This window comes from Cupriavidus sp. 291-E7 (assembly GCF_057798835.1).
Genome location: NZ_JBYOJV010000045.1, coordinates 1 through 14,610, shown reverse-complemented (window position 1 = coordinate 14,610; position 14,610 = coordinate 1). Strand labels below are relative to the sequence as shown.

The 14,610-nt window shown below is 59.8% G+C and carries 10 protein-coding genes and 4 pseudogenes; 6 read left to right on the top strand and 8 right to left on the bottom strand.

Annotated features, from left to right (window positions below):
* The first annotated feature begins 127 nt into the window (after positions 1-127).
* From tnpA to tnpC, 3 genes are read left to right on the top strand one after another with little or no spacing between them, the layout of a single operon-like run.
* Entirely contained in the window at positions 128-484 is a 357-nt protein-coding gene (gene tnpA, locus AC3FLX_RS33285; RefSeq protein ID WP_488701546.1) for an IS66-like element accessory protein TnpA, read from the top strand.
* Positions 481-828 (top strand): IS66 family insertion sequence element accessory protein TnpB, encoded by a 348-nt coding sequence (tnpB, locus tag AC3FLX_RS33280; RefSeq protein WP_008650705.1) that lies wholly within the window; start codon positions 481-483, stop codon positions 826-828. Before tnpA ends, tnpB begins: the two co-directional genes overlap by 4 nt.
* A 30-nt stretch (positions 829-858) precedes the next feature.
* Positions 859-2,385 carry an IS66 family transposase gene (tnpC, locus tag AC3FLX_RS33275; protein WP_488701545.1) on the top strand — a complete coding sequence of 509 codons (1,527 nt, stop codon included), beginning with the start codon at positions 859-861 and terminating at the stop codon, positions 2,383-2,385.
* A gap of 417 nt (positions 2,386-2,802) precedes the next feature.
* On the opposite strand, the pseudogene AC3FLX_RS33270 reads toward tnpC, so the two are convergent.
* A pseudogene (locus AC3FLX_RS33270) lies at positions 2,803-3,054 on the bottom strand (Tn3 family transposase); the annotation flags it as partial.
* Positions 3,055-3,294: 240 nt separating this feature from the next.
* Entirely contained in the window at positions 3,295-4,686 is a 1,392-nt protein-coding gene (locus AC3FLX_RS33265; RefSeq protein ID WP_488701544.1) for a hypothetical protein, read from the bottom strand.
* Positions 4,687-5,084: 398 nt separating this feature from the next.
* Here AC3FLX_RS33265 and AC3FLX_RS33260 point away from each other — a divergent pair.
* Together AC3FLX_RS33260 and AC3FLX_RS33255 are read left to right on the top strand one after the other, a co-directional pair.
* Positions 5,085-5,302: pseudogene (locus AC3FLX_RS33260) on the top strand (MFS transporter); the annotation flags it as partial.
* Between the two features lie 604 nt (positions 5,303-5,906).
* Positions 5,907-6,466: pseudogene (locus tag AC3FLX_RS33255) on the top strand (IS3 family transposase); the annotation flags it as partial.
* 33 nt (positions 6,467-6,499) lie between these two features.
* Here the strand turns inward: AC3FLX_RS33255 and AC3FLX_RS33250 are convergent.
* Positions 6,500-8,623 (bottom strand): putative bifunctional diguanylate cyclase/phosphodiesterase, encoded by a 2,124-nt coding sequence (locus tag AC3FLX_RS33250; protein WP_488701543.1) that lies wholly within the window; start codon positions 8,621-8,623, stop codon positions 6,500-6,502.
* A gap of 10 nt (positions 8,624-8,633) precedes the next feature.
* Positions 8,634-9,044, bottom strand: coding sequence for a hypothetical protein (locus AC3FLX_RS33245; RefSeq protein ID WP_488701542.1), 411 nt, complete (start codon positions 9,042-9,044; stop codon positions 8,634-8,636).
* 136 nt (positions 9,045-9,180) lie between these two features.
* On the opposite strand from AC3FLX_RS33245, the pseudogene AC3FLX_RS33240 reads away from it, so the two are divergent.
* Positions 9,181-9,318, top strand: a pseudogene (locus tag AC3FLX_RS33240) (IS3 family transposase); the annotation flags it as partial.
* Between the two features lie 570 nt (positions 9,319-9,888).
* On the opposite strand, the gene AC3FLX_RS33235 reads toward AC3FLX_RS33240, so the two are convergent.
* From AC3FLX_RS33235 to AC3FLX_RS33220, 4 genes are all read right to left on the bottom strand, one after another.
* Positions 9,889-11,211 (bottom strand): amidase, encoded by a 1,323-nt coding sequence (locus AC3FLX_RS33235; protein ID WP_488701541.1) that lies wholly within the window; start codon positions 11,209-11,211, stop codon positions 9,889-9,891.
* 10 nt (positions 11,212-11,221) lie between these two features.
* Complete coding sequence (locus AC3FLX_RS33230; RefSeq protein WP_488701486.1) at positions 11,222-12,205, bottom strand: Bug family tripartite tricarboxylate transporter substrate binding protein; 984 nt, start codon at positions 12,203-12,205, stop codon at positions 11,222-11,224.
* A 49-nt stretch (positions 12,206-12,254) separates the two neighbouring features.
* Positions 12,255-13,685 (bottom strand): M20 family metallopeptidase, encoded by a 1,431-nt coding sequence (locus AC3FLX_RS33225; protein WP_488701487.1) that lies wholly within the window; start codon positions 13,683-13,685, stop codon positions 12,255-12,257.
* Positions 13,678-14,610: MmgE/PrpD family protein (locus tag AC3FLX_RS33220; RefSeq protein ID WP_488701540.1), on the bottom strand; the 933-nt coding region annotated here is incomplete at its 5' end. The genes AC3FLX_RS33220 and AC3FLX_RS33225, both read right to left, overlap by 8 nt.

The following is a 14,610-nucleotide window of genomic DNA, read 5'->3' as shown; positions in this document are numbered from 1 at the left end:
GCTCGCTGCGCTGCTCTCGAACCAGACGTACAGCCCGCTCTCGGACCTCGGGGGAAAACTTGGTTTGCTTGCTCATGGGCTCCATTCTCTCAAGAATTGAAGCCTCCACTAAACCCGGGGCGGTTCACTGCCCGAACCCGTTTTAGAGGGGCGCATCCAACGACGCCGGTTCTCCGAAGCTTTCAAGCGCGACGTCGTCGCGCAATGCTTGCGGCCCAATGCGTCTGTGTCAGCCATTGCGCTGGCCAACGGCCTCAATACGAATCAGGTCTTCAAGTGGCGCCGCATGGCTCTCGATGGCGAGCAAGAGTCTTCGTCCACGATGCTGCCGGTGACCGTCGAGGACATTTCCTCCATGCCTGTCGTTCCTGCGTTGCGGCACGAAGGTGCCGTGGAGATCCGACTTGAGCGAGGCACGATCCGCCTTACCGGTCCCGTCGACGTTGCTATATTGAATGCGCTGATGGCGTCGCTAACGGCATGATTGGATTGCCTGCCGGAACACGGGTGTGGTTGGCTGCGGGGATCACCGATATGCGCTGCGGCTTTAATGGCCTGGCTGCGAAGGCACACACCACGCTGTCTGAGGACCCGTACAGCGGTCACGTCTTTGTCTTCCGCGGCCGGCGCGGCGACCTGATCAAGGTGCTGTGGTGGAGCGGTGACGGTCTCTGCTTGCTGGCCAAGCGTCTGGAGCGAGGCCGCTTCGTCTGGCCCCAGGCTGACAGCGGCAAGGTTCACCTGACGCCGGCGCAGCTCTCGATGCTGCTCGAGGGCATCGACTGGCGCAAGCCAGAACGGACCTGGCGCCCGACACTCGCCTTGTAAACTGCTGCGCCGCTTCCTACACTGCGGGACATGCAAACCGATCCCGCCACGCTTCCCGATGACATCGCCACCCTCAAGGCGATGATCATCGCGCGTGACAGCGCACTGCGCGACCATGCGATCGAGATCGAACACCTCAAATTGCTGATTGCCAAACTCAAGCGCCAGCAGTTCGGCCACAGGTCCGAGAAGCTGGACCGGCAGATTGAGCAGCTTGAACTCAAGCTCGAGGAACTGCAGACCGATGAAGGCGTCGCTGCGGCAAGTGCACCTCGCGCGCGCACTGCCTGTGGCAACGGTGGACGTAACCCGCCACCTGCGCACCTGGGCCGCGAGGACTTGATTCACATGCCGGCGGAGACCACGTGCTGCGCATGTGGTGGCGCCTTCCAAGTACTTGGCGAAGACGTCTCCGAACAACTCGAACTCGTCCCCGCGCGGCTACGTGTCATCCGACATCGGCGCGTGAAGCTCGCCTGCACTGGCTGTGATCGCATCGTGCAGGCTCCCGCGCCCAGCCGTCCCATCGACCGCGGCATTCCCGGTCCTGGCTTGCTTGCCAACGTGCTGGTCTCAAAGTTCTGCGATCACCAACCGCTGTATCGCCAGCGCGTTCGCTGGGAACGTGAAGGGATCGACCTTCCCGAGTCGACACTGGGTGACTGGGTCGGCGGCTGCTCGGCATTGCTCAGCCCGCTGGTGGCGGCCGTGGAGCGCTACGTGATGAGTGGCAACAAGGTGCACGGCGACGATACGCCGATCCCGGTGCTGGCACCGGGCAATGGCAAGACGAAGACCGCGCGGCTGTGGACCTATGTGCGCGACGACCGGTCATCGGCTGATGCCGCGCCACCGGAGGTATGGGTTGCCTACTCGCCCGATCGCAAGGGGGAACACCCACAACACCATCTGCGGTCCTTCGCCGGCACCTTGCAAGCCGATGCCTATGCTGGCTTCAACGCCGTCTATGAGACAGGGCGAGTGCAAGAAGCCGCTTGCTGGGCTCACGCCAGACGCAAATTCTACGAGCTGCATGCGGTGAGGCCCAATGCCGTGACCGAACAGGCGCTGGCGCGCATCGGCGAACTCTATGACATCGAGCGCGAGATCCGAGGGCAACCACCGGACCTGCGCCGGGAGATCCGGCAACGCGAGGCTGTACCGCGACTAGTAATGCTCAAGGCCTGGCTGGAAGAGACGGCGGCCAAGCTCTCGCGCAAGTCCGATACCACGGCAGCCATCCTCTACACGCTAAAGCGCTGGGAGGCGTTCGTGCGCTATGCCGGCGATGGGCAACTGGAGATCGACAACAACAGCGCCGAACGCGCGCTGCGCGCCGTCGCGTTGGGTCGCAAGAATTATTTATTCGCTGGCGCCGATAGCGGCGGCGAACGGGCCGCCGCTATCTATACCCTCATCGGCACGGCCAAGCTCAATGACCTCAATCCAGAGGCGTACCTCCGCCACGTGCTGAACCGCATCGCCGATCATCCGATCAACCGGATCGAGGAACTGCTGCCCTGGGCAGTCGCGCATGCACTTCTGCCTGCGACGTAAGCGACGCTGAGTTGGGCGCCCTTATACAGTGAGCCTACGCTACCGCAACATTAGGCGCTGGGCTGAACAACGTATCCGCTTGGCGGCTGCCGAAGCAGAGTCTCCGATCTGTTCCCACTCCCATTCAGAATGCCACCAAGCGAGGCGATCGGACGCACTCCTGATACTTGGTGCGCCGACCACGGCCGACACATCTGCCGCGACCGACGCCCACCAGTCGTGACCTTCTCCGTCGCATGCCTTCGAGTCAATTGCGTCTCGATAGATCTCTTTTACTTGTTCGAGGTTAAGCTCCATCACGATAGTCAGATAGCATGGACACACGACACGCTATCACAACGGCTTTGTAGTGCAAGTCTTCCTGTCACGCGAACGCCAAAGCGCTGTTCGTCAATACGGCATTGGCCGGGCCGTTACAGTGTAGATGCCGGTCGCGTAGGTGCGTCGACGCGGATCAACACGAGCGATCCACAGATGTCGTGAAACGTCCAGTGACATCATGTCGGCCGATGCCTTTTTTCCGGTTGCCCCAGTGCGCGGCTAATGGGGTCTTTCCTTGAAATTCAGCCACCACCTCGTTGGCCCGGCGCAAACGGCCATGAGTCTCCAGCCCCGCATGGCAAGTGACACTTGGGCCGTGTCGATGCTGGGAATCATCGCGGCGATGCCCGTTGGCCAGCTTGTGATGGATGACCGCTTATCTCGGCTTATCGGACGTTCTTGTGATGTTTGCCGAATGCGGTCTTCGGCAAAAACAGGGAGCACATTGGACGCATAAACGGAAGCATCAAGCCCGCGGCTCGCGAGCCAATCCGGCGGCCGGGCTCGAAGCGTTCCTGTATGGGTATCGATTACAAATGCCGTTTCACTGCAGTCTCTGTGTCAATGCTGTTCGTCTCTGGTGCTTTGTCAAGATATGTCCTCCAGACGGTCCTGCTGCGAGCAGATTTCCTCCGGACTGAGAACGATGTAGCCGAGCGATCTCAGCAATTGCACGGCCTCCAGTTCGGCATCCAGATAGACGGGGTGTCCCGGCCGGCGCACGCGACGGACCAGGGGCCGCCGCGCGATACCGTGGTGTGGTCCGGATGCCGTCCCATCATGCCGTCGGGCAATCAAGATGCGGCAGTGCTCCAGATTGGGTTGCCAGCAACTGTCAACGGCGGCATTGAACCGGGCGGTGCAAAGCTGTAGCCGCTTCAATGCTTGCAACCAGCGCGCGAACGTGTCGGGTGCGGATACCTGATAGCCCTTCAGCACGGTATCGAGATTGTCCAGCGTGGCATTCCCTGCAGCGGGCCGATCATCTTCCTGCAAAGCGATCTCCAGCGCCGCGCGCTGGCACCCCTTCTGGTCGTAAATTGTGCATTCGCAGTCCAGCACCCCTTCATGCAGCAATTCACACAACAGCGCCCAGGCTCTCGGGTTCATGTCCAGCTTGCCTTCGAGGGTGGAATCGAGCTGCCCGAGAATATCGGGGATTGACCGACCGTCGCCTGACTGGACGGCCACTGCGAAAGCCATCGCGTTGTCCGATGGGCTCTCGCCTTGCACCAGCCTCTGCAAGGACGCGTCCTTGCGTTCGCGGATTTCCGTAACCGTATCGACAGCATGTTTCCAGGCAAACTCTTCGAGTCTTGCAGACAGCTTGCGCGCGGGCCTCGCTAGTTGGCCGGCGAGCGTCTGCACATAGCTCACGCAAACGGAGCAACGACATTCCAGGCGGCCAGCATGCAGGAAACCGGCGTACAGCCGCTCCCGATGTCCGCAGTGCGGGCACTCGACGGAGAAGCCGCCCTGCCTCACCGGGCGCTGCATCGCCAGCAGGCCATCGACCTGATAGCGCGCCTGTCCATCGCAGCACGGACACATCCATTGCAGCTTGTGGGCGCCGTCGCGCGGTGCGGCCGCCCGGTCGAATTGACGCTCGATCGCGCTACAGGGAATGCCTTGCGATCGTCCGAGCACGTCCGCGGAGTAACGCCAATAGCAATATGAGTGAGCCGCCGCAGCGACGTCCGGATCCAGACACTGCAGCTCCGGCAGGAGACTGGTACTACGGCGAATATCGTCGACCTGCGCGTCGACCAGCGCAGGTCCGTCCGGCATCACCGCTTCAAGGGCGGCGCGGCTCTGCTGCAGAAAGTCCGGTACGTGGACCCGCCGAATAAAATCTTCGTTTTCCAGCCAGAACAAATGGCCGGGGAGCGACTCCAGTGCGTCGATGCCGGCCCTGATTTCCGGCATGCCCGGGCAGGCGAGGAATGTGAAGGGCTTGCTAAACAGGAAGGTGTTTGCCATGTTTTTGTCAGCGGATTAACCGCCCACGGGCCTTCAATCGGCCCGCGTGCGGTGATTACCCCTGACCCCGGCAAATGCTGCGTTCGGACCACGCATCCTTCGCAGCGCAGTCCGATTGGAGGACTATCCCCCTTCTACTTCTTGTAGTCTCGCGCAGATTTTTACCTGTCGCACTGGACAGAATAGGCGATGTTTGAACATCCCTGCAAATAGACGACCGTTTTCGAGAAATCCACCCCCGAATCGATCGGTGACAGGTGCGAGTGCGGAGTCCAGAACAGTCCCTCGGTATTCCTCATCGACCCACAGTAGATTCCTAGTCATGGCTCCCTCACCCGTTTGGGTGACTTTAAGAGGAGGTCAGCCGATTCGCCAGCCCGGGACCTGCTGGCCTTATCGCAATGGCGTACCCAACCCTGATCGCATCTGTATCGGACGCTTCAGAGCCTACTGGCGGGCTCGACCACTGAACGTGTATCGATTCTGGCGAGACCTCGGTTATGCGATCGGCGCACTTTCGGCGGGACTCATCGCAGACCGCTTCGGCTTTGCCAATGCCATTCTGGCAATCGCTGCGGTCACGTTCGTTTCGGGCGTCGTCGCCGCCATTGCCATGCGAGAGATCGAATGCGAAGATTCGATAGCACGAACGGCGGACACCAACATACCTGCTCAGACAAGGCCGGTGACGTCCCCCCGCATGGGCCGAGCTTTGTGGCTGACGGATACTCGTCAGGCATAAGCAACGGTAAGTCGAAGTTGCCGATGCGTACATGGCTTTTGTCTGCCCCATGCGTATCGGCAGCGAAGCTCTCGAAAATGCGCGCTGAAGAGGTGGCGGGTGTCATTGAGAGGATTCGTGGTCTTATGGCCGAGTATGGTTTGACGGAGGCGGATGTCGCCCCGAAGCGTCGTCGCGGACGTAGTTGACCATCCGCATCGGCCGCAATTGGGCGTAGCGCATGGCGCATATTTGAGCAGATCGAGCACATTTAAATGACTGTTTCGATCATTGTATCCATCGTTTTCGGCAAAAGTCGCCAGTGGAAACCCGGATTTCACGAGATATTTCGAAAACGGCAGACAGAATATGCGCGATTCAATCAAATATCGTTGGTGCGAGCATGAGCGGGTGCATGCATCGGAAATGCAGCCTAGTATGCTAAACGTGTGGGCGCCTTCACCAACTGCTCCATTGGTTAGGTGACCGCATCAAGCGGCTGGATGCCGAAGCCCTGAAGGTAGCGCTTGGCCGAAAGCGCTGACCCCACAACAAAAGCGTGAGGCAGCCAAGGCAATGCAGGAGTTGACTACGATTTCCGATCACCGGGCCTGTCAGTTGGTGGGGTTGTCACGCACGGTCCTGCGCTACGAGCGCCAAGGTGCAGCCCGACAACCGGTTGCAGGCCAAGCTGATCGAGCTTGCCGGTGAGCGACGCCGATTTGGCTATCGGCGTCTGCACGCATTGGTACGGCGAGAAGGCGTTCACGTCAACCACAAACGCGTCTACCGGCTGTACTGCGAGGCCGGGCGTGCCGCCAGACGCCGGCGCAAGCGTCATGGCGTCACGGTCGAGCGGCAGGCGCTTGAGCAGCCGTCGGGACCGATCAGGTCTGGTCAATGGATTTCGTGAGCGATGCGTTGGCCAGCGGTCGGCGCATCAAGGCGCTGACCATCGTTGACGACTTCACCAAGGAGGCCGTCGACCTTGTGGCGGACTTTGGCATTTCCGGGCATTACGTGACCCAAGCCCTGGATCAGGCTGCCCGCTTTCGAGGTTAGCCCCCAAGCTAATTAAGGGCTATGACGATCTTACTGATCGCTCCCTGAAAGGGCGGATGGCACGGCAGCACGCTGAGAAGCCAAGAGTGTAAGTAGCACTTCAAAATCCACCGGCTTGCTGAACAAGTACCCTTGGCCGATATCGCAACCAAACTCCTTCAGCACAGCAACCTGCCAGGGATGCTCTACACCCTCAGCGACAACGCGGAGTCCCAGCATATGAGCCATGCCGATCATTGCCTGAACGATCTGCTTATCGCTGACCGACGTCTGCATATCCTGGATAAACGCCCTGTCGATCTTAAGCTCGCTCACGGGCAAATGCTTCAAGCTCGACAAATTGCTGTAGCCGGTGCCGAAGTCGTCAATTGCAATGCCGACACCTGCAGCACCCAGTTCCTGTACGAACTCGAGTAATCCGTCCTTGTGTACGAATAGTGAGTTCTCCGTCAGCTCGATTTTGAAGCGCTTGCAGTCAATTCCAAACCGCTCGAAGGTGCTCAAGACTGACTCGTGCCCATGCCATCGTAGCTGTAGCGGCGAAAAATTCACGGCTATCCGGAAGGCGGGATCGATTGATAACCCCTCGAGACGCGATGCGTGACGACACGTCTCCTGAAGGACCCAGTCGCCAATCGCTCCAATCACCCCCGTCTCCTCCGCCACCGGAATGAACTCGGCCGGTGAAACTGGGTTCCTCCCCTCTCGCATCCAACGCAACAATACCTCTGCACCGACAATCTTTCCCGTAGCGAGCGACACCTGAGGCTGCCACACAAGCGAGAATTCGCTCTCCTCCAGCGCTCGGTGCAGCGCGTTGGACATGTCAAGCCGGTTGAGAACTCTGTCGTGCAAACCACGAGAAAAGAAGTGGCAAGCGCCAATGCCATCCTCTTTGGCACTGTACATAGCCGCATCAGCGTTCATGATGAGCGTCTCTGCGGTAGTCCCATCTACGGGAAAGCGGCTGACGCCAATGCTGGCTGAAACATAGCTTTGTGTGCCATCGAGTACGATAGGCTTTGCCAGTTCCTCAAACATTCTCCGCGCAACAGCTTGGACATGATCCGAACTCGTTGCATCATGGAGAATGAAAGTAAACTCATCACCTCCTATACGCGCCACAAAATCCGTCTCTTTCATCAACTTCTTGAATCGATCGCCGACCACTTTCAGCAGGCGGTCACCATAGGAATGACCGAGCGTATCGTTGACATCCTTGAAACGATTCAAGTCGAGAAATAGAAGAGAGAACTCCGTACCTTTGCGCGCTGAGCGCTCAATGGCATGGATCAGGCGATCCTGAAACAGACGCCGATTGGGTAAGCCAGTCAGACTGTCATAGTAGGCGAGATGCAGATACTGGGCTCGGAGGCTTTCACGCTGTGCGATGTCCGCAAACATGACCACATAGCTGAGTAGGTCGCCACTATCGTCACGAACGGTCTTAACGGTTAGCCAATCCGGCGCTATCGATCCATCCGCGCGCAGCAGCCATACCTCTCCCTCCCACCGTCCCTCGTCCCGCAAGCCGGTAAATATCGCCTTGTAAAACCCCCGCCCATGACGGCCTGAACGCAGCAGCCCGGCTTTCCGTCCAAGAACCTCCTTGCGAGCATAGCCCATTGCTGCCGTGAAGGCTCCGTTGACGAACTGGATCCTCTGAGTCCGATCAAGGACTAGCACGGCGTCGCTCGTTGACTCCAGAATGTTTCTCGAAACCTTACGGTTCTCCAACTCCGCCCGCAACTGAGTTACGAGCACCTCGCGCTCTTGACGGTAGATATCACTGCGCCGAACTAGTTCGGCAAGCAGCGAGGCCATAGAAACAATACCGACATAGCGACCGTCAGCGTCGCGCACCGGCAAATGATCGCTACCCTCCTTGCGCATTCGCTTCAGCAACTGGATGGCATTGTCATGTTCCAGGACTGGCTGAGGTGGACGGCGCACGATCAAGTCCGCGAAGATGCGACCAGGAAACAGCGTGGCCTGGGAATCCGTCACTACACCGAGAAAATCTTCACCTTCATCGAAAACAGCAAAGACGTTGGTAGCTGTGTTGTCCAACCCCACGAGATCGCGGAGCCGCTGATCAAGTGCTACTCGCCGTACGCTTAAGTCAAGGCAATTCAAAACAAGCAATGTGTCCATCAACGAAGCCTTATCCCAGCTTTTGATCTACAAACAGCTCTACTTCCAAAGCAAGGTGAAGGATCTCCTCCACACCCATGGCTGGCTTGACTTCCTCAAGAATGAACGTCTTGAGCTCCTCGGCCGGTATTTTGCGCAGCAGCGCCTTTCGAACGAGAATGTCCGAAATCACGTCGTCGTCAATCTCGATATGCTCGAACGCAGTTGTGGAAAGCAGACTGAGTGCACGCCCGACAGCGACATGGCCGATGGGAGAGGCGCGGCCAAGTACGAGCCCATCAGTGATCGGTGGAAGAACGAATTCCTTGATGTGGGCACGCAATCTTTTCTGACGACGCTTCTCCATTTCGACACTTCCTTTTTCCGGCTCGTCTTCGAACACAATAAAGGAGGCATCGCGGTGAAGCAGTACGGCTGACATCCTTTGGGCCCCGTTTTTACCAGAGTTGCCCTCCGAGGGCCACCCATCGAAAGAGTGACGCATAAGGCTGCCGCCCTTTGAGTATCGGCCTTGCAACTAGATGTTGATGAGACGATCTGCAAACCAAGTTTGTGAGGCCTTCATGCCCAAGCCGGACGCTGCGACCGCAGTTCGTAATCTGGCGACTGCGTTCGAATATTTCAACGAGAAACACCCACATAGCGCGTCGCCTCGCGAGTTCAAACGCAAGGCGGAATCATCAACCTTGGTGTGATGCCGTGTCCGGAAGCGCAGGGGGCAAAACCAACGAGGATCGGTCATCGGCACCGGCAAACACGACCGCCAGCTACGATCGGATTGCGACGCGCCTAGGCCCCTTCCTGGCAAGTGAAGTCTATAACGACGATACGGGCTGGGACGACTGCAGTTTCTCGATGGGCATACGCCCGAGACCGTAGAACAGTTATTGATTCGGAACTAGCCGCTGACCAGCGCTCCGAACCACTTTCGGTCATCGATGTCTCAGGAGTCGCATCCCCGTCGCAATCTTGTTTCCCCCTCCCTTATTTCAGAAGTCCAAAGTCCTGGTCTTCCAGGGTGAGACTGTTCGTACTCTGCTTCTGATGCAAGATGGAGCTTCGCAAGCAGCGCCTCAACCCCAACACTCTCGACTACGCAGCGCAAACATGGTCCATCCAATAGCATGGACAGCAGCGCCCTTCTGTGCCACGCCGCTCGACCTATCAAGCTTGGCATTCTCCACCGCGCGTCTGCAATCGCTGCCCCGTCTGTTGCTCACGGTTCACCAATAACGATCGCTGGGAGACCAGAAGTCAAATCAGATTCAAGCGGCTGAAATCGGCCCGTCAAGGAATCGCAAACCTAGCTGACGCTCGATGCTGCTGGAAATATCAAGCAGACTTCGATCACCAAACCGACTCCCGATTAGCTGTACACCGACGGGCAATCTGTTCTCGCCCAATCCGGCGGGCATCGCCAGGCATGGCACGTGCAGCAGTGTCCAGATGCTATTACACACCGGACTACCGGTGTCATCTAGGCCGAAAGGTGCTTCACCAAGTGAAGGCGGTGTCAAGACCACGTCCAGCTGCCCATCGTTACCGAACAGCGCATCGAACTGCCTTCTGCAAGTTGCGGCCAAATCATAGGCAGCGACCAAGTCGCGATGGCTGTAGCCGACATTGTTTTCGGCAGTCTGCCGGATCGAAGGATGCAAGTCATCCGGCCGTGTCACAAGTTCCGGAAGGAAGCTTCGGCGGCCCTCTTGGCGGATGATGACCTGCTGTGCGGCTGTCAAACTCGCGAAATCGGCGGGCAACTCCAGGTCATATACTTCCGCACCCTCGCGAGACAGGGCGGTCGCCATCGATTCCAACGCAGTCTGACCTGATGCATCGACCTTACCCCAGTGTGGACCACGGTACAGGCCAACCTTGAGCCCCCGCAACGTCCGCATGGCATCGGCGTCCTCATCGCAAATCTGAAGTGCGCTGGCAACCAAATCCAGGTCGGCAACGCTGCGGCCATACCAGCCGATCGTGTCGAGGCTTGGCGCATAGACCTTGGCGCCTTCGGCACTGGTTACGCCATGCGTGGGCTTGAATCCGAAGATGCCGTTATACGCAGCGGGTCTAATGATGGAGCCGCCCGTCTGCGTCCCGAACGCCAGCTGGGCCATACCCGCGGCCACGGCAGCCGCGGAGCCCGACGATGAGCCTCCTGGCGTATGCGCAAGATTGTGAGGATTTCGCGTGGCCGCCGGCCGGCCGTTTGTCCCGAACTCTACCGTATCTGTCTTGCCAATGACCAATGCTCCCAACGCGCGCACGGTCGCGACGCACGCGGCATCCTTGCCGCTACGATGGTTGGCATAGGCAGACGCGTTGTACGTCGTCGGCATGTCGACTGTCTCGATGACATCCTTGACTGCGATCGTCAGGCCGTGCAACGCATGCCCTGGCTGCCGCTTGTCGAGTTCACGCGCACGTCGGATGACGGTATCCTCGTCGAGATATGAAAAGGCGCGAACCATCGGCTCGTTGCGTGCGATCTGGTCCAGCGTGGATCGCGTCAGTTCTTCACACGACAATTCGCGATGGCGGATCCGTTCGGATGCCTCGGCGGCACTCAGGGCAAATGGTTGCATGGCTCGATTGTCAGTCTGCGTGGATGCCGGATTGTTGCGCCACGGACTTCAGGCGCGGCAGCTCTTCCGCAATCAAGGCCTCCACGGCCTTGCCATCGGCGTAGCCGACTTCGAAACCGGTGGCCAGCAGCTTCTCCTGCATCTGCGGATTCGTCATCGTATCGGCCAGCGCCTTCTGCAGCTTCGCCTTGGTCTCCGGCGGCAGTCCCCTGGGCGCGGCGATGGCTACCCATGTCGAAATGGACGGCAGCTTCACACCGCTCTCCGCGAGAGTCGGGACATTGGGCAGGAGTGTCGACCGCTTGGCCGTGGTCACGACAATCGGCTTGATACGCCCTTCCTTGATATAGGGTAGCGCCGCGGGAACGGTATCGATATCGAACTGGATCTGACCGCCTAGCAGGTCATTCATTGCCGGAGCACTGCCCTTGTACGGGACGTGGGTCATGCGGATGCCCGTGGCGGTCTTGATCATCTCACCAGCAAAGTGGGCGGTGCTACCATTGCCAAACGACGCATAGTTATAGTCCCCCGGCTTGGCCTGCGTGGCTGCGATCACGTCTTGCAATGTGTGCGCTGACACGGATTTTCCGGCCAACAGCACCAGCGCGTTCCGGCCGAGCAGGCCAATGGGCTCGAAGCTCTTGACGGGGTCGTACGGCAGCTTCGGGGCGATGGCCGGCCCCGAGGTGAAGGTTGAGCCCGAGCTGATGAGCAGCGTGTAGCCATCGGCCGGGGCCTTCGCAACGAAGGCCGCGCCAATGACGGTGCCAGCGCCCGCACGGTTCTCGACCACGATGGACTGGCCGAGCTGTTCGCCCAGCTTCGCCGCCACCATGCGGCCCACCACATCGGTATTGCCGCCTGCGGGAAAAGGCACGACCAACTGGATCGGGCGCGACGGGTAGCCCGGACCCTGCGCCAGGGCAACCCCCGACATTGCCAATCCCAGCGCCATCACGACGAAGCGGCGTCCCAGCAAATGCTTTGACATTCTTGTATCACCCATTTTCATCCACCAAAAAAATCCTTGCGCCGCTCGGTCAAGCCGCCTGGACGGCGCGGTGCTCACTGCGCGCAGCCAGCGCTCCCGCCTCGCCAAGCTCCCAAAACACTGACACCATCATCGCCAGTCCCTGCGCAACGATGGTGAGCGGCAGATGCTCGTTTGCGGCGTGCTGCTTGCAACCCGGATACGAATGCGGAATCCATACCGTGGGCAGCCCGAGGATGTCGGAAAAGACATCGTTTGGCACCGTGCCGCCAAGGTTCGGCACCACTGCCGGCTCCGTGCCCATCACATCCTTCACCGCGGCCTTGGCCCAACTCACCCAGGGACTGGTGGGATCGAGACGCGTGGCGGGAGACCCGCGGACGAGCTTCACCTGCACATCGGGGAAACCTGCTCGGTCGAGATGCTTGCGCACGATGTCCTCGATTGCCGTCCAGTTCGTGCCCACTACAAATCGCAGTTGCAGGTGCGCATGCGCGGCAGGCGGGATCGCGTTGACCGGCTTCGCGTAGTTGCCTGCATGCAAGGTCAGCACTTCCAGCGAATTCCAGCCAAGCAGCCGTTCTGCAGCCGTGAAGCCCGGTTCGCCCCACGCGTCGTCGATCTTTCTTCCGAGGCTCTCGCTGTCGACCTTCAGCCGCGCAAGCGCGTCACGCACGGGGGCAGGAATCGGCGGCGGCAGAAGGTCTGGCACGAGGATCCGGCCCTTGCCGTCGACCATCGATGCAATGGCACTGGCAAGAACCACGCCTGGATTCTTCATGATGCCGCCCCAGTTGCCGGAATGCAGTCCGCCAGCACGCGGCGAGCAGGACAGCTCGAACACAGCGGAGCCGCGCGAACCGAGGAACAGCGTAGGCTGATCCTTGCTGACGCGTGGGCCGTCCGAGGCGATGAAGAGATCAGCCGCAAGCACCTGGGCGTTTTCCTTGCAAACTTGACGCAGTCCAGGCGAGCTGCGCTCCTCACCCAGTTCGAACAGCGCCTTCAGGTTAAAGCCCAGACGGCCATTGCGCGCCGCGATGACTTCGCGCAATGCGGTCAGATTGGTGAGATGCTGCCCCTTGTTGTCCGCCACGCCTCGGCCGTACCATGCGTCGTCACGCAGGGTCAGCAACCACGGGGACAGCCCTTCTTCCCATTGGTCGTCATAGCCCGGCACCACGTCCCCGTGTCCATAGGTGAGGACCGTCAGGAATTCTGGCGACTCGATGCGCTCCGCCAGCAGGAAGGGCGAACCGCCCGTGACGGGATTGGCGAGGTACGTGCAGCGAAATCCCATCGCAGTCAGGTCTGGCGCCAGAATCTCCCGGTAGTACGGCAGCAGATCTTCGTCCTTCGCATCGGGACCGCTGACAGAGCGATACGCCACGCGCCTGGCCAACGCTTCCGCGAAGCGGCCATCCTGAAAAAAACGCAGGGCGCTTTCCAGTGCCTTTCGCTTCATAGCAGCCTCAGTCATGCTTGACTCCCAGCGTAGCGGTCATGGAACGAATGCTCTTCAGCGTGCGCAACCCGGCAAGTTGCTGCACGAGGGCATCCAGCGCGCCGGCTGACATCAGCGAGGCACAGCACGCCACAACCTTGGCGAGCCGCTCTTCGTCGGAATAGGGGTCCTGAATCAGTCCCCGGGCATAGATGCGCTGCGCCTCGAACGTTCGACCATCCTTCAGCGTGATGGTGACGATGTGCGGTGGCCGATCGTCCGGGTCCTTGGGCTCGTCTTCGAACGCACGGGCTTTGAGGCGGGTCACCTTGAACAGGTCGCGCACTGCCTTGCGCTGGACGGCTTCGGGTGTGAAATCAGCCAGTGTGACCGTTCCCTGCAACAGGGCCAGCGCAATGTTGTAGTGCATCGAGAAGCGCGCCTGGAATTCGTCGACGGGATCGTCGTAGCGCAGGTTCTTCTTGTTGCTCGCGCCGACGAGAATATCGATGGTCTCGACGTCCGCTGCCGTGAAACCGTGCTTGCGCTTCAGATCGAGCACGCAGTCGATGGCGTTGTGCGCGGACCCACAACATGCGTGACGCTTCGGGGCCAGCCCGAACTCCTCGAGCGCCAGTGGCTTACCAAGCTTTTTCAGCGGTTCGTCCCAGCCGCGTGGTGCCGGCCCCCCATAGAGCGAAAGGAATCCCTGCGGATCCTCCAGCACTTCGAGGTTGCCTTGCAGGCCGGCGGCGGCCAGCCGCGCCGCCACAATCGCGTTCGATGCCGACATGCCACACTGGAACGACTTGGCCTCGGTGCCAAACTGTGCCTTGTTGCCCGAGGCCATGCTGACCGCCAGGCTCATCGCCGCCGCCGTTTGCGTCGCGTCGAGCTTGAGAAGGCGAGCGCACGCCCCTGCCGTGCCAATACAGCCCACTGTTGCTGTCGGATGCCAGCC